The 13,544-nt window shown below is 71.6% G+C and carries 11 protein-coding genes; 8 read left to right on the top strand and 3 right to left on the bottom strand.

Features of this window, described 5'->3' with window-relative positions; translation table 11 throughout:
* Window positions 1-52: 52 nt before the first annotated feature.
* Together AAEP86_RS15830 and AAEP86_RS15825 are read right to left on the bottom strand one after the other, a co-directional pair.
* Window positions 53-1,009, bottom strand: coding sequence for a metallophosphoesterase (locus AAEP86_RS15830; protein WP_420368251.1), 957 nt, complete (start codon window positions 1,007-1,009; stop codon window positions 53-55).
* Window positions 1,006-3,567, bottom strand: a complete 2,562-nt coding sequence (locus tag AAEP86_RS15825; protein WP_420368250.1) for a transglycosylase domain-containing protein — start codon at window positions 3,565-3,567, stop codon at window positions 1,006-1,008. The genes AAEP86_RS15830 and AAEP86_RS15825 overlap by 4 nt, the downstream gene beginning before the upstream one ends.
* A gap of 50 nt (window positions 3,568-3,617) precedes the next feature.
* Between AAEP86_RS15825 and AAEP86_RS15820 the strand changes: the two genes are divergently transcribed.
* A complete protein-coding gene (locus tag AAEP86_RS15820) occupies window positions 3,618-3,776 on the top strand; it encodes a DUF4177 domain-containing protein (RefSeq protein WP_420368249.1) in 159 nt (52 codons plus the stop codon).
* Entirely contained in the window at window positions 3,773-4,234 is a 462-nt protein-coding gene (locus tag AAEP86_RS15815; RefSeq protein ID WP_420368248.1) for a RidA family protein, read from the top strand. Before AAEP86_RS15820 ends, AAEP86_RS15815 begins: the two co-directional genes overlap by 4 nt.
* A 78-nt stretch (window positions 4,235-4,312) precedes the next feature.
* On the opposite strand, the gene acs is transcribed toward AAEP86_RS15815, so the two are convergent.
* Window positions 4,313-6,319: an acetate--CoA ligase gene (gene acs, locus AAEP86_RS15810; protein WP_420368247.1), complete on the bottom strand. Its 2,007-nt coding sequence runs from the start codon at window positions 6,317-6,319 to the stop codon at window positions 4,313-4,315.
* A gap of 606 nt (window positions 6,320-6,925) precedes the next feature.
* On the opposite strand from acs, the gene AAEP86_RS15805 reads away from it, so the two are divergent.
* From AAEP86_RS15805 to tmk, 6 genes are all read left to right on the top strand, one after another.
* Window positions 6,926-7,924 carry a CpaF family protein gene (locus AAEP86_RS15805; RefSeq protein WP_420368246.1) on the top strand — a complete coding sequence of 333 codons (999 nt, stop codon included), beginning with the start codon at window positions 6,926-6,928 and terminating at the stop codon, window positions 7,922-7,924.
* Window positions 7,921-8,895, top strand: coding sequence for a type II secretion system F family protein (locus tag AAEP86_RS15800; RefSeq protein WP_420368245.1), 975 nt, complete (start codon window positions 7,921-7,923; stop codon window positions 8,893-8,895). The genes AAEP86_RS15805 and AAEP86_RS15800 overlap by 4 nt, the downstream gene beginning before the upstream one ends.
* 84 nt (window positions 8,896-8,979) lie before the next feature.
* Window positions 8,980-9,291 carry a DUF4244 domain-containing protein gene (locus AAEP86_RS15795; protein ID WP_420368244.1) on the top strand — a complete coding sequence of 104 codons (312 nt, stop codon included), beginning with the start codon at window positions 8,980-8,982 and terminating at the stop codon, window positions 9,289-9,291.
* The gene (locus tag AAEP86_RS15790; protein WP_420368243.1) at window positions 9,275-9,631 is read left to right on the top strand and encodes a TadE family type IV pilus minor pilin; all 357 of its coding nucleotides are present in this window, start codon (window positions 9,275-9,277) and stop codon (window positions 9,629-9,631) included. The genes AAEP86_RS15795 and AAEP86_RS15790 overlap by 17 nt, the downstream gene beginning before the upstream one ends.
* Before the next feature lie 2 nt (window positions 9,632-9,633).
* Window positions 9,634-12,915: a type I DNA topoisomerase gene (topA, locus tag AAEP86_RS15785; RefSeq protein WP_420368242.1), complete on the top strand. Its 3,282-nt coding sequence runs from the start codon at window positions 9,634-9,636 to the stop codon at window positions 12,913-12,915.
* A complete protein-coding gene (gene tmk / locus AAEP86_RS15780) occupies window positions 12,912-13,544 on the top strand; it encodes a dTMP kinase (protein ID WP_420368241.1) in 633 nt (210 codons plus the stop codon). Before topA ends, tmk begins: the two co-directional genes overlap by 4 nt.

Here is a 13,544-nt window from a genome sequence, read left to right as displayed (position 1 = left end):
CGGTGTGCTCGTGACCATCGGGCGAACTCCCGGGCGCGTCGGGCCGACCGTCTCAGTCGGTGCGCGCGGTCAGGGTGACCACCACGGCCTCGGGTCGGCAGGCGAACCGGACCGGGGCGTAGATCGACGTCCCGAGGCCCGCCGAGACCTCGAGCCACGACCACTGCCCGCGGTGCTGCCACTGGTGCAGTCCGCTGACGTAGCGCCGGGGGAGGTCGCAGTTCGTGACGAGCGCCCCGACACCGGGCACCTGCACCTGGCCGCCGTGGGTGTGGCCGGCGAAGATGACGTCCGCACCCTGGGTGACGAAGGCGTCGAGCACCCGGCGGTAGGGCGCGTGCGTGATGCCGATCGCGACGGGGGAGGGGCCGTCCTCGTCCTCCGACCACGGGACGTCGCTCCGCATCTCGTCGACGTTCGTCGGGAGCAGGTCGAGCCGGTCCCAGCCGCGGTGCGCATCGGAGGTGCCGAAGAGTTCGAACCGCGAGCCGCGGAGCTCGATCGCGCGCGCCTGGTCGTTCACGTCGAGCCAACCGAGGGACTCGAAGAACGCCGTCTGCCGGTCGATGTCGAGCTCCACCGGGCGCCGGTCGGAGTGGTGGCGGCTCGGCCCGGAGAAGTAGGCGAACGGGTTGCGGGGCGTCGGGCCGTAGAAGTCGTTCGAGCCGTAGGCGAACGCCCCGGGGACACCGCGGAACGGCTCCAGCGCGTACTCGACCGCCGCGTTCGCCGTGGCGTGCCCGAGGGAGTCACCCGTGTTCACCACGAAGTCCGGCTCGACGAGGCTCAGGTCGCGCAGCCACTGCTGTTTGTCCGACTGCCACGGCGCCATGTGGATGTCCGACAGGTGCAGGACCACCACGTCGCGCGACCCCGGGGGGAGGACCGGGACGGTCTCCCACCGGATGCCGAACCGGCGTCGCTCGACGAGGGTGCCCCACGCGGCCGTCGCAGCACCCACGGCCGCCCCGGCTGCGGCGACCCCGAGTGCTGCGCGACCGCGGGTCACTTGCAGTCCTTGGGTGCCTTGCCGTTCTTGTCGCCGTACAGGGTCAGCGTGATCGTGGAGTCCTTGCTGGCGTTCGCGTGGACGCCCGGGTCGACCGCGGCCACACGGCACTCCCTGCCGCCGCCGCCCTTGGCGTACTTGTCGGCGATCTCCACCTTCGTGAAGCCGACCTGGTTGAGCTGGGCGCGGGCTTCGTCGACGGGCTTGCCGGGGACCGAGGGCACCACGATCTGCGAGCCGTCCGAGGTGTACACCGTCACGCTCGAGCCGTTGGAGAGCAGCGATCCGGCCGACGGTGACGTCGAGGTGACGGTGCCGGCCTCCTGCGGGCCCGGCTGGGCGCCGCCGTCGACGTAGGTGAAGCCCGAGCTCGCGAGCGCGGCCTTGGCGTCCGCTGCGCTCTTGCCGCTGACGTCCGGGACGGCCTTGCTGTTGCCCCGGAGCGCCGAGGGCGACGGGTCGGTGAACGGACCGGCCGGGTACAGCGCGTTCAGCGGGGTCTGCGCCTGACGCCAGACGCCGGCTCGTGCGGCGGCGTAGGTGTTGTTCACGCCGTTGCTGTAGTGCCGGAGGTTGTTCTTCCCGCCGTCGGTGTTGCCCTGCCAGTAGGCGGTCGCGACGCGGGTGGTGCCACCGACGAGCCAGATCTGGTCGGCGTCGTCGGTGGTGCCGGTCTTGCCGAACACCTGCATGCCGTCCGCCGTCTGGGCGCCGACCGCGGTCCCGCTCGAGATCGTGCGCTTCATCGCGTACACCGCGGACTGGGCGACGGACGGGTCCACGACCTGCTTGCAGGTCTTCGGCTGGCCGCCGAGGCTCTTGCCGTCGGCGTTCGTCACGTTGTCGATCGCGATCGGGGTGCAGAAGGTGCCGTTGTTGGCGATGCCGGCGTAGGCGGCTGCCATCGTCAGCGGTGCGATGTTGTTGGTCCCGAGGATGGACGACGGGAAGGAGTTCAGCTCGGTCTTGTCGTCACCGGAGTGCACCCCGAAGTCCTCGGCGGTCTTCTTGATGTCGCACAGGTCGAGCTTCGCACCCATCGACGCGAAGGCGGCGTTCACCGAGGCTGCCGTCGCGTTGATCACGGTGAAGTTGCCGCGCTCGCTCAGGGAGTCGTTCTTCGGCGCCCAGTTCGTGTACGTCGGCTCACCGCAGTGCTGCCACACGGGGGTGTTGTGCGGCGTCCCGTTGACGACCTCGTTCAGCCCGTGTCCGGCCTTGAGCCAGTCGAGCAGGGTGAAGACCTTGTACGTCGAACCGACCTGGAAGCCGATGCCGCCGCCGTACTTCTTGTCGACGCTGTAGTTGATCGACGTCGACGTCGGCGGGGACTTCAGGGCCTGGTCGTAGTCCTTGTTCTGGGACATCGTGAGGATGCGGCCGGTGCCCACCTCGACCGAGTCGAGCGCGGCGCCGAGCTTGAAGGCCGTCTCCGCCTTGTTGTCGTACGTGTTGAGCAGCTGCTTCTGGGTGGCGTTGGCGTCGATGTTCAGGGTCGTCTGGATCGAGTAGCCGCCGTTGCGCCACGCGGTGTCGCGTTCCTTCTGGGTGGCGCCCAGCTGGGACATCTCCTTGACGACCTGCACGGCGTAGTCGCAGAAGAACTGCGAGCCGTCGCCCACCGAGGCCTTGCAGCCCTGCGACGGCTGGGTGAGGCGGACGTAGTCCTTCGGGTTCGACGCGACGGCCTTGTCGTAGTCGGCCTTCGTCAGGTGCTTCTGCGCGTACATCGACTTGAGGATGACGTTGCGTCGCGCGACGTTCGCCTCGTAGTACTTCGGGTTCGACAGGTTGCGCGTGTTGGGGGACTGCACGATCGCGAGGATCGATGCCGCCTCGGCGGGGGTCAGGTCGGTCGCGCTCTTGTTGAAGTAGTGCTGCGCCGCGGCCTGCACGCCGTAGGTCTGGTCGCCGAAGTACGCGATGTTGAGGTACCCGGTGAGGATCTCCTTGTGGGAGTACTTCTTCGCGAGGCCGATCGCGAGCTTCATCTCCTCGAGCTTGCGGGGGATGGTCTGCTCGACGGCGTCGTTGTACGCCTTGAGGCGCTCCTGCTCGGTCGGCAGCTCGAGCGCCTGGTTCATCTTGATGTTGCGGACGAGCTGCATGGTGAGCGTGGAACCGCCACCGGACTCGCCGAGCCCGCCGGCGAGCGAGCCGACGCCCGCCCGGACGAGCGACGTCATGTCCACGCCGCCGTGCTGGTAGAAGCGCTTGTCCTCGCCGTCGATGGCCGCGTTCTTGAGGTTGTCGCTGATCTGCTCGAACTTCAGCTCTTCACGGTTCTGGTCGTAGACCGTCGCGAAGTGCACCTTCTTGCCGCCCTGGTACGCGTACAGCTCGTTGCGCTGGGGGAGGTCACCGATCTCGATGTACTCCGGCAGGGACTCGAACACGCCGATGGTCGACGTCGTCGTGACACCGGCGACCGCGATCGCCGGGGTGACGCCGATCGTGACGAGCAGACCGGCGAGCACGCTGAAACCGACGAAACCGACGAAGGCGCCGACTGCTGAGACGGGCTTGGTCCGCGAGGCAGACGTCTTCTGGGCAGACATAGGATGCAGCCTAAACGACACCCACGACTGAAAGGCTGGCAAGGAACCGCATGACTCGCTGGGAGTACTTCACCACGCCCTTGATGATCCACAACACCACCGCCATCCTCAACAACTACGGGGACGAGGGCTGGGAGCTGGTCCAGATCGTCACCGGTCCCGAGGGTGGGCTCGTGGCGTACCTGAAGCGCCAGAAGGCCGGAGCGTGAGCGTCGGGGACCGCCTCGCTGAGCTGGGGCTGACGCTCCCGCCGGTCGCCGCACCGGTCGCCGCCTACGTCCCCGCGGTCGTGTCCGGCCAGTACGTCTACACGGCCGGCCAGCTGCCGTTCGTGGACGGCGCGCTGCCCGTCACCGGCAAGGTCGGGGTGACGGTGGACGCCGACACCGCTGCCGGCCAGGCGCGCGTCGCGGCCCTGAACGCGCTGGCCGCCGTCGAGTCGGTCGCCGGCTCGCTCGACCGCGTCGCCCGGGTGGTCAAGGTCACCGTGTTCGTCGCGAGCGACCCGTCCTTCACCGGCCAGCCCGGGGTCGCCAACGGCGCCTCCACCCTGGTCGGCGAGGTCTTCGGCGATGCCGGCGTCCACGCGCGCAGCGCGGTCGGTGTCGCGGTCCTGCCGCTGGACGCGCCGGTCGAGGTCGAGCTGGTGGTGGAGCTGACCGCCTGACGGACCGTCAGCAGCGCTGGTCACGCGAGCCGCGCCTCCAGTCCGATCGGACGGGAGGCGCGGCTCGCGTCGTTCCTGCTACATGAGTTCCGCGATGGTCGCCATGATCGTCGGGTCGGCCAGCGTGGTCGTGTCGCCGATGCGGCGGCCTTCGGCCGCGTCGCGGAGCAGGCGGCGCATGATCTTGCCGGAGCGCGTCTTGGGCAACTCGGGGACGATGACCACCTGGCGGGGCTTCGCGATCGCACCGATGCGCTTGCCCACCCAGTTCCGGAGCTCCGTGGCGGCGGACTCGCGGTCGACGTCGGCGGCGGCCTCGGCGGTGAGGATGACGTACGCGACGACCGCCTGGCCGGTGGTCTCGTCCGCGGCTCCGACGACGGCGGCCTCGGCGACGCCCTCGTGGCCGACCAGGGCGGACTCGATCTCGGCCGTCGACAGCCGGTGGCCCGACACGTTCATGACGTCGTCGACGCGGCCCTGGATCCAGATGTCGCCCTGGCCGTCCAGCCGGGCGCCGTCACCGGCGAAGTACCGACCGGGGAACCGCGACCAGTAGGTCTCGACGAAGCGGTCCGGGTCGCCCCAGATGCCGCGCGCCATCGACGGCCACGGCTCCGTGATGGTGAGGTACCCGCTCTCGCCCGGGTCGGCCCGGTTGCCGTCGTCGTCGACGATCTCGGCGACGATGCCCGGCAGCGGCGTCTGCGCGGCACCGGGCTTGAGCTTCGTGACGCCGGGCAGGGCCGAGATCATGATCGCGCCGGTCTCGGTCTGCCACCAGGTGTCCACGATCGGCGTGCGGTCGTGTCCGATGACCTGGCGGTACCACTGCCAGGCCTCGGGGTTGATCGGCTCGCCGACACTGCCGAGCAGGCGGAGGGTCTCGAGGCTGCGGGCCTCGGGGATCTCCCGTCCGGCCTTCATCGCGGCGCGGACCGCCGTCGGGGCGGTGTAGAGGACCGTCACGCCGTACGCGTCGACGAGGTCCCACCACCGGCCGGGCTTCGGCTCGTCCGGGGTGCCCTCGTAGAGGACCTGCGTGACGCCGTTCGCGAGCGGGCCGTAGACGACGTAGGAGTGGCCGGTGATCCACCCGATGTCGGCGGTGCACCAGTAGACGTCCTTCTCCGGGTGCATGTCGAACACGTTCTTGTGCGTGTACGCCGCCTGCGTGAGGTAGCCGCCGGAGGTGTGCACGATGCCCTTCGGCTTCCCCGTCGTGCCGGAGGTGTAGAGGATGAAGAGCGGGTTCTCGGCCGGGAAGGCCTGCGCCTCGTGGGTGGTGTCCGCCTTCGCGAGTTCGTCGTGCCACCACAGGTCGCGGTCGTTCCAGGCGATCTCGTTCCCACCGCGCTTGACGACGAGCACGTGCTCGACGCTGTCCGTGCCCTCGCCCTCGAGTGCCTCGTCGACCGCGGGCTTGAGCGCCGAGACCGCGCCGCGGCGCCACCCGCCGTCCGCGGTGACGACGAGCTTCGCGCCGGCGTCCTCGATGCGGGCGCGGAGGCTCTCCGCGCTGAACCCGCCGAAGACGACGGAGTGCACCGCGCCGATGCGCGCGACGGCGAGCATCGTGACGACCGCCTCGGGGATGAGGGGCAGGTAGACCACGACCCGGTCGCCGTGCCCGACGCCGAGGTCGGTGAGCATGTTCGCCGCGCGCTGGACCTCGGAGGTGAGCTCGGCGTAGGTGATGCGCCGGGTGTCGCCGGGGGCACCCTCGAAGTGGATCGCGACCCGGTCGCCGTTGCCCGCACGGACGTGGCGGTCGAGGCAGTTCTCGGCGACGTTGAGCGTGCCGTCGGCGAACCACTTCGCGAACGGGGCCCCGGACCAGTCGAGCGTCTGGGTGAAGGGCGTCCGCCAGTCCAGGAGGGTCCGCGACTGCTCGGCCCAGAACGCCTCGCGGTCGGCGGCGGCGGACTCGTGCAGGTCCTCGCGGGCGACGGCGTCCGCGACGAACTCGGGCGGCGGTGGGAACGTGGCGCCGTCGGTCCCGTCGGTGCGGCGGTCTCCCGCTCCGTCGTTGCGGGAGCCGTCCGTCCCGTCGTTGCGGGGATCGGTCTGGGTCGTCGTGGACATCGATGTCCTTTCGCGTCGTTGCGGCCGCAGGGTGCGGCCGTCCCACGACCGCATGGTGCAGTCGGAGACTACCCCTCGGCCGGACCGCGGTGACGACGCCCGGGCGGCGTGCGCCGAGGCCACGGCGCGCCCGGACGTCGTACGAGGAGTTGCCCTGCGAGCCCGATCATGGGGTACAGTAGTTCCCGCTGGACTCGTTTCCGGCGGCAACGGTTCGGATTCCCCCCAATCCACCGATGTCAAGGCGGCACCTGTTCCCCCCAACCGGTGCCGCCTCTTCTTTTTCCTCGGCGGCATCGCGCGACGACCATCCGCACGCGCACCCTCCGTGCGGCGTCGATCCGCACGGACAAGCCGAAGCGTGGACAGACCTGTCCATGCCGTTGCATGGAACGCTCGTCCCACCGAGGGAGCTCAAGGTCGACCCGAGTGCCACGCGGGGCGGGTCCGCAGTGGTTCCGACCCCTGTCTCGAGGCGTGGCACCGAGCGGGGTACGGCTTTGCTGTTCGGGGTACAAATCTGTTCACTGCTGTGGGGGCTCCGGTGATCTCCACCGGTCGCGCTCGTCCGGACGTCGGGTCGGCGACCGCCCCTACCGTCGGGCCATGCGCCGACACCGTGCCGACCCGCCCTTCCTGCCCGGTACCGTCCGCCCTGCCCGGCGGCGTGACCTCGCCGCCGCCGACTTCGAGGAACTCGCCGCGCTCGTCGGCGACGCCAGTGTCACCGACGTGCTGGTGCTCGGCGGCCGCGGGACCTGGGTCGACCGCGGCCGCGGCCTGGAGCGCGTCCCGCCCGACCTGCCCGAACGCCGCGTGCGCGACATCGCCACCGAGCTCGTCGCACACGGTGGGCGGCACGTCGACGAGACCACGCCGTGCGCGGACGTGCGGTACGGCGACGGCATCCGCGTCCACGTCGTGCTCGCGCCCGTCTCGGTCGGCGGGACGGCCGTCTCGATCCGGCTGCCGAGGCCGGGGGTCGCGAGCCTCGCCTCCCTCGAACGGTCCGGCACGTTCGAACGGGTGCCGCGATCCGTCGTCGAACGCGCCGTCGCCGAGCGTCGGAACGTCCTGGTCACCGGGGCCACCGGCAGCGGCAAGACGACGCTGCTCGCCGCAGCGCTCGGCGCGGTCCCGCCCGGCGAGCGGATCGTGACCGTCGAGGACCTCGCCGAGCTCCGCATCGACCACCCGCACGTCGTCTCGCTCGAGGCCCGACAGGCGAACGCCGAGGGCGCCGGCGCCCTGGGCCTCGACCGGCTCGTGCGCGAGGCACTGCGCATGCGACCGGACCGCATCGTCGTGGGGGAGTGCCGGGGTGCGGAGGTCCGCGAGCTCCTCTCGGCGCTCAACACCGGACACGACGGCGGAGCCGGCACGGTGCACGCGAACTCCGTCCCCGACGTGGCGGCACGGCTCGAAGCGCTCGGTGCCCTCGCCGGGCTCGGGCCGGAAGCCCTCGCCCGGCAGGCCGTCAGCGCGTTCGACCTGGTCCTGCACGTGGAGCGTCGCGGCGGCCGGCGCCGGTTGGGAGCGGTGGGGACGCTGCGCGTCGGGGCGGACGGGAGGCTCGACGTACGTCCGGTGGACCGGTCGCGGTGACGGGCCCCACCGTTCCCCTCCCTTCTCCTGGTCGTCCTCCTCGTCCTCCTTCTCCTCTTCCTCCTCCTTCTCCTCTTCCTCCTCCCTCGGGTGACGCCGCCGCTGCGGCCCGCACGCTGGACCGTGTGGCGACGCTGGTCGCCGCCGGCGTCCCACCGCCCCGGGCGTGGGCACTCGTCGGCGGCTTCCCGGCCGGCGCCGGACCCGCCTGGCAGGACGTCGCCGCCGTGCTCGCCGTCGCCGAGCACACCGGGGCGCCCGTCGCCGCTGCCCTCCGTGCGCTCGCCGGGGCACTGCGCCGGTCGGCGGCGTCGGACCGGGCGGTCCGGGTGGCGCTCGCCGGGCCCCGCTCCAGTGCTCGGGTCGTCCTGGCGCTCCCGCTGCTCGGGCTCGTGCTGGGATCGACCTGGGGTGCCGGGTCCGTGCAGGCCCTCGTCGCCACACCCCTCGGATGGTCGTGCAGTGTCCTCGCCGCCGTCCTGGTCGGCACCGGACGGGCGTGGACCGCGCGTCTCGTCCGTGCGGCGACGCCCGACGGGCACGTCCCGGGCGTCCTGCTCGACGCCTGGGCGGTGGCGGTGTCCGGTGGCGGCTCGTGGGCCGCGAGCGGGGCGGTGGTCCGTGCGGCGTTCGCGGACGCCCGCGCATCAGGTGCAGGTGCTGGTGCCGGTGCCCGTGCCCGTCCCGGCGCGGTGCACGCGTCGCCGGACCCGACCGGAGCAGAAGGAGTCCGGTTGCGTGAGGTGCTCGAGCTCGCCCAGCGGGCCGGTGTGCCGGCCGCCGCACTCCTGCGCGCCGCCGCCGAGGACGTGCGCGACGACGCCGCGGCCGCCGGACTCGCCGCCGCCGAGCGGCTGTCGGTCCGTCTCGTCCTGCCCCTCGGGGTCTGCGTCCTGCCGGCGTTCGTCCTGGTCGGGGTCGTGCCGGTCGTCGTCGGTGTCCTCTCCTCCACCGTCGTCGACGTCGGCTGACCCGTCCACAGATCTCTGGTCGGCCCCCTGCCAGGACGGCGCGGCCGCGAGGCTGGAGCCATCCCCTCAGGAAGGACCGGAGACATGATGGACACAGGCAGCACTCGACCACTCCGTGCAGGCGCCCGCCGCGCGCTCGTCCCGCAGTTCGGGGCGCCCCGCTCGGCCCCGTCGGCGAACGACGGGCGCGGTGCGGGAATCCCTGGGCCGGTCGGCGCGCGGACCGCGGCCCGCTGGCGGCGGCGACTGCGTGACGACCGCGGTTCCGCCACCGCCGAGTACGCGGTCGTGATCCTCGCCGCGGTCGCGTTCGCCGGGGTCCTCGTCGCCGTGATGCGCTCCGGCGAGGTCCAGGGCATCCTCACCGAACTCGTCCGTGGTGCGCTCTCCCTCTGACCGCCCCGACGGTGCCGCGGGGGAGCGCGGCACCGTCAGTGTGGAGTTCGCGGTCGCGCTCCCCATGGTGGCCCTCGTGCTCACCTCGCTCGTCGCTGCGGTCCTCGTCGTCGACGGTGTCGGGCGGCTCCAGCTCGCTGCGTCCACGGCTGCCCGCGCGGTCGGGCGGGGCGACGAGGACGGCGGCCGGGCCGCCGCGGAACGGATCGCCCCGGGTGCGAGCGTGCAGGTGCAGCGCGGGCCGACGGTGGTGTGCGTCGACGTCGCTCGCCGCGGCGCCGGACCCTTCGCGGTCGTGCCCCTGCAGGCGTCCGCGTGCGCCGCGGCGCAGGGGCGGTGACCGTGGACCCCGCGATCCCGGCGGAACGCGGCTCGGCGACGGTCCTGCTCGCGGCCGTCCTGGGCGTCGTGCTCATCGCGGTCGGGGCCGCCCTCTCCGGTGCCGGCCTCCGCGTCGGGGCGGTGCGTGCACAGACCGCGGCCGACGCCGCTGCGCTCGCCGCGGCCGGTGCCCTGGTGGGGCTCCTGCCGGGCGATCCCTGCACGGTGGCGCGAGCCGTCGCCACCGCCAACCGCGCGTCCGTCGGCAGCTGTTCGACCGCTGCCGCGACGGCGCGCGTCCGCGTCCACGTCGGCGGCGGACCGTTCGCCGTCGGCGCAGTCGCGGTCGCCGGTTCGGCGGACGACCAGCCCGAACAGTGTGTGTATGGTGTGCCTGTCGGCCCCCGGTCACCGGTGCCCCGGTCGACCCGGACGCGTTCGTCGTCCAGGGCCGACGCGCACCATCGATCAAGGAGACACGTGCCAGGCACGAAGAAGCTCGTCATCGTCGAGAGCCCCGCGAAGGCGAAGACGATCGCGCAATACCTCGGGGACGGATACGAGGTCCAGGCGTCCGTCGGACACATCCGCGACCTCGTCGAGCCCAAGAACCTGCCCGCCGAGCTCAAGAAGGGCTCGCTCGGCAAGTTCTCGGTCGACGTCGACAACGGCTTCGAGCCCTACTACGTCGTCTCCGACGCCAAGAAGAAGACGGTCTCCGAGCTCAAGCGAGCGCTCAAGGACGCCGACGAGCTCTACCTCGCAACTGATGAGGACCGCGAGGGCGAGGCCATCGCGTGGCACCTCCTGCAGGTACTGAAGCCCAAGGTGCCCGTCAAGCGCATGGTCTTCCACGAGATCACGAAGGAGGCCATCCAGCGTGCGCAGGAGGCCACCCGTGAGCTCGACACCGCACTCGTCGACGCGCAGGAGACCCGGCGCATCCTCGACCGTCTCTACGGGTACGAGGTCTCCCCGGTGCTCTGGCGCAAGATCGGGCCGGGCCTCTCCGCCGGTCGCGTCCAGTCCGCCGCCACACGCCTGGTCGTCGACCGCGAACGCGAGCGCCTGGCGTTCGTGTCCGCCAACTACTGGGACCTCAGCGCACGCTTCGAGAAGGAAGGCGACACCGCCTTCACCGCTCGGCTGGCCCGCATCCACGGCACCCGGGTCGCCTCCGGCCGTGACTTCGACGACCGCGGCGCGCTGAAGGGCGACATCGTCCGCCTCGACGAGGCCGCTGCCGCCGCGCTGACCGCGGTGCTCGAGCGCGCCGGCGACGCCGAGGTGCGCAGTGTCGACTCGAAGCCGTACACGCGTCGCCCGGCCGCGCCGTTCACGACGTCGACGCTCCAGCAGGAGGCCGCCCGCAAGCTGCGGTTCTCGGCACGGCAGACGATGAGCGTCGCGCAGTCGCTCTACGAGAACGGCCACATCACCTACATGCGTACCGACTCGTCCTCGCTCTCGCAGCAGGCGGTCACCGCGGCACGCAAGCAGGCCGCGTCGCTCTACGGCGCCGAGACGATCCCGGACAAGCCGCGCAGCTACGCCGGCAAGAGCAAGAACGCGCAGGAAGCGCACGAGGCCATCCGTCCGGCCGGCGACACGTTCCGGACCCCGTCCGAGATGGACGGCGTGCTCCGCGGCAACGACTGGCGGCTCTACGACCTCATCTGGAAGCGCACCGTCGCCTCGCAGATGGCGGACGCGAAGGGATCGACGGCCTCCGTCGTCCTGGGCGTCACGTCCGCCGAGTCCGTCGCCGGCATCGCGTCGACCGCGTCCGGCACGGACGTCGAGTTCACCGCGTCCGGCACCGTGATCACCTTCCGTGGGTTCCTCAACGCCTACGAGGAAGGCCGCGACGAGGACCGCCACGAGACGTCGGGCGAGGGCAACGGCGGCGACGCCAAGCTCCCGCAGATGGCCGAGGGTGACCACCTCGGGGTGACCGACGTCGAGGCGAAGGGGCACGACACGTCGGCGCCCCCGCGCTACACGGAAGCCAGCCTCGTCAAGACACTGGAAGAGCTGGGCATCGGGCGTCCGTCCACCTACGCGGCGATCATCTCGACGATCATGGACCGCGGCTACGTGACGCAGCGCGGCAGTGCACTCGTGCCGAACTGGATCGCGTTCAGCGTGGTGCGCCTGCTCGAGGACCACTTCGGTGACCTGGTGCAGTACGACTTCACGGCGGGCATGGAAGAGGACCTCGACCGCATCGCCAGCGGTGACCAGGACCGCGTCGACTGGCTCAAGGAGTTCTACTTCGGCGGCGGCGACCAGCACGGCCTGCGGACGGTCATCGACAACCTCGGGGAGATCGACGCGCGCGAGATCAACTCGGTCGAGCTCGCTCCCGGCCTGACGCTCCGCATCGGTCGCTACGGGCCCTACATCGAGGTCCCGAGCGACGACCCCGAGAAGCCCCGGCGCGTCAACGTGCCCGAGGACCTCGCGCCCGACGAGCTCACCGCCGAGAAGGCACGCGAGCTCGTCGACGCACCGGTGCTGGGCGACCGCGTGGTCGGCATCAACCCGGAATCCGGCAAGGAGGTCCTCGCGAAGGACGGCCGGTTCGGCCCCTACGTGACCGAGCGCACCCCGGAGCCGGAACCCGCCGTGGACCCCGCCACCGGCGAGGTGCTCGACGCCACCGCGGCGACGACGACGGCGTCCGCGACGGCGGAGTCGACCGCTCCGGCTGAGGCCGGTGCGACGGCGACCGCCACGAAGACCACCGCGAAGAAGGCCCAGGCGAAGAAGACGACGAAGAAGGCCGCGGCGCCGAAGGAACGCACGGCGTCCCTCTTCAAGTCGATGGATCCGCAGACCGTCGACCTCGAGACGGCCCTCAAGCTGCTCGCACTCCCGCGGACGGTCGGCACCGACCCGGAGTCCGGCGACGAGATCACCGCGCAGAACGGTCGCTACGGTCCGTACCTCAAGAAGGGCACCGACACCCGGACCCTGCCGAGCGAGGACGCGATCTTCGACGTCGACCTGCCCGGTGCGCTCGAACTCTTCGCACAGCCGAAGTACGGCGGACGCCGTGCAGCCAGCGCGGCGCTCAAGGAGTTCGACGCCGACCCGGTGTCCGGCAAGCCGATCAAGATGAAGGACGGCCGGTTCGGCCCGTACGTCACCGACGGCGAGACGAACGCGACCATCCCGCGCGGCGAGGACGTCGAGGCCGTGGACCACGCCCGTGCGGTGCAGCTCATCGCGGACAAGCGCGCCAAGGGACCGGTCAAGAAGAAGGCTCCGGCCCGGAAGCCCGCGGCCAAGAAGAAGTGACCGGACGCTTCATCACGCTCGAGGGCGGCGACGGTGCGGGGAAGACCACGCAGGCGGAACTCCTGACGGCGTGGCTCGAGGAACACGACCGCACCGTGGTCCGCACGCGCGAACCCGGAGGGACCGACCTCGGCGTCCGGATCCGCGAGATCGTGCTGCACGAACGCGGGCACGTCGCTCCCCGGGCCGAGGCCCTGCTCTACGCGGCCGACCGCGCCCACCACGTCGAGACGCTGGTCCGACCGGCAGTCGCCCGCGGGGACGTCGTGCTGCAGGACCGCTACATCGACTCCTCCGTCGCGTACCAGGGCGTCGCCCGCGGGCTCGGGGCCGACCACATCCGGTCGGTCTCGGACTGGGCGGCGGACGGACTCGTCCCGGACCTGACGATCCTGCTCGACCTCGACGTGACGGTCGGCCGCGCCCGGGTGGCGGCCGTCCGGGGGGACACCTTCGACCGCCTCGAGTCCGAGGCCGAGACCTTCCACGAGACGGTCCGTCGGGCGTTCCTCGACATGGCCGCCGCGGAACCGGGACGCTTCCTCGTCGTCGACGCCGAAGCGCCCGCCGACGTCGTCCAGGCGGCGATCCGTGCCGCCGTCGGACCACTCGTCGGGATCGACGGATGA

The sequence above is a fragment of the Curtobacterium sp. L1-20 genome, from assembly GCF_048755855.1.
Classification (GTDB): Bacteria; Actinomycetota; Actinomycetes; order Actinomycetales; family Microbacteriaceae; genus Curtobacterium.
Note: the sequence above shows the minus strand (reverse complement) of the source record. Positions and strands in the feature narration are given on the sequence as shown.